At 34.5% G+C, this 1813-nt stretch carries 3 protein-coding genes; all 3 read right to left on the bottom strand.

Translation table 11 applies throughout. The annotated features are described in order from the left end of the window. Positions 1-83: 83 nt before the first annotated feature. From Selli1_RS18115 to Selli1_RS18105, 3 genes are read right to left on the bottom strand one after another with little or no spacing between them, the layout of a single operon-like run. The gene (locus Selli1_RS18115; RefSeq protein WP_281874488.1) at positions 84-533 is read right to left on the bottom strand and encodes a hypothetical protein; all 450 of its coding nucleotides are present in this window, start codon (positions 531-533) and stop codon (positions 84-86) included. After that, a complete protein-coding gene (locus tag Selli1_RS18110; RefSeq protein WP_087168888.1) occupies positions 533-934 on the bottom strand; it encodes a type II toxin-antitoxin system RelB family anti-toxin in 402 nt (133 codons plus the stop codon). Before Selli1_RS18110 ends, Selli1_RS18115 begins: the two co-directional genes overlap by 1 nt. Before the next feature lie 28 nt (positions 935-962). Further along, positions 963-1346, bottom strand: a complete 384-nt coding sequence (locus Selli1_RS18105) for a type II toxin-antitoxin system RelE/ParE family toxin (protein WP_158099179.1) — start codon at positions 1344-1346, stop codon at positions 963-965. Between the last annotated feature and the right edge of the window lie 467 nt (positions 1347-1813).

Raw genomic sequence — 1813 nt, 5'->3', positions numbered from 1 at the left:
GATTACCTTCTTTTCTAGGATAGCTCTATTATACAGCAAGAGAAGCATTTCGGCTTGTATTTACTACAAAATATATGAACTTTTCAAGGTGCTATAGACAGGCTTTTGACCCCAATATCATAATAATCAATTATATTTACAAAAGGGATTACAATTTTTCCGTTATTAAAAATATTAGCCGTAAGTGTTTCTATTTTCCCTCTTGCAATCCCAATAATGGCCGCCGCTCCATTCACTGCTACAAGTTGCTTAAATTTCTTTTCACTAATGCTTCCCTGTGAAAGAAATGCTCCCTCCAGTGACAGTTCCATTATGAATTTATGCTTTTCTGATTGTTCAACTTCAATTTCAAAATCAATATTCATTATAGAAAAGATACCGTTATCATCCGTTTCAAAATATGGTTCATTTATTGTAAGTCCAAAACTTCTTTTTGCATCCTTTTCGATATCAACTATATCATTCTTAACAGTAAGATTTTTGATTGTTGCTCCAACCAGTTCTATACCTGGCGCAACTATGTTAAATTTCATTACGCAATCGCCTCCTTGTCAAAAGAATATGATGATATCCATTCTCTTTTCACTTTTTTCTTCTCCGCTCTCTCAGAATCCCATTTGACAATCGAATAATCTGATTTCTCAAGTGGTTTTTCTAGTGCAATAGATAATTCTAAATGAAGCTTTTGACAAATATCATTTAATGCTTTCACTGTAAAATTATACTCTCTGCCTTCCCATTTAGAAACCATTCCTTGAGTCACGCCCATGTATTCTGCAAATTCCTTTTGGGTCATGTCCATTTCAAGTCTACATCTCTCGATCTGTGCAGAAATCTTTGCTAACTCAACAATCGTTTTCACTTCAGATTCTGACAATCCTTCCGAAATCCAATTTGTTTTTTTTGCATTTGCAAGTTTTTCCGCAATTCCCATTATTCTATCCTCCGATTCTATTCTCTCTCTAGCTATCAAGCCATTTTATCCTTTGCAAAGCGGTCTTAATCGCTCTTTGATAGTCTCCCGTGTTTTTTTCCAAAAATGCTGTTAATAGTATTACAGCTCCCTCTTCAATTATGTAAATTATTCTTACATTTTTCTTTGATTCGGGATGCCTGATACTGTATAATCTATCAACACCAGTTAGTTTTTCAAATTGTGGCAGATCAATCGCCCGTTCCTTTTCTTGTTCCAGCACTGCCAAATCTTGAATAAGCTTTTTTTGATATCTTTCCCATGGCGGAATATCTTTCCAAGGTTCATCAACTGCTTTTTTAAATTCCTTCTTTACGCTTGAAATAGCAAAGGTATTTTCAATTCCTTTTACGCATATTTTTTCTAGCTCCACATTCAATTTCTCTCCTTTATCTATTTATAATATTACTTATAGGTAATAATTGCAATAGAAAATACTCTATTTCCTCATATCCATTTCTATTCATCCCTAAGTATTATGCATTTAACCTTTTCTACACAGTACCGCTCGTTTTCGGACAATGTTGTATTGAGACAAATGATTGTACTATGAATCTAAGGAGCATTCCTGTAATTCAGAAATATTGCCAATTGAATAAAAAAGAACCTCAGGGTAAGATTGAGTTGCATCTTGGCGGATGTAAACAAAACAATCATAAACCGGAGGTTCAAAATGAATTTAACACAGAATGACAGACTAAAGCAAGTAACAAGTGAAACTTTAATTGTTGGAGTTGATGTTGGATCACAAACTCACTTCTGCAGAGCGTTTGACTGGAGGGGATTAGAACTCTCCCGAAGAGTGTTCAAGTTTAGTAACACCGGAATGGGATTCCTTAC

Source organism: Sellimonas catena (assembly GCF_027924685.1).
In the GTDB taxonomy this organism is placed as follows: Bacteria; Bacillota; Clostridia; order Lachnospirales; family Lachnospiraceae; genus Sellimonas; species Sellimonas catena.
This window is presented reverse-complemented; position numbering and strand designations above follow the sequence as displayed.

Coding starts and splice junctions, on each gene's coding strand:
- Selli1_RS18115 (WP_281874488.1), bottom strand. CDS start 533: ATGAAATTTAACATAGTTGCGCCAGGTATAGAACTGGTTGGAGCAACA.
- Selli1_RS18110 (WP_087168888.1), bottom strand. CDS start 934: ATGGGAATTGCGGAAAAACTTGCAAATGCAAAAAAAACAAATTGGATT.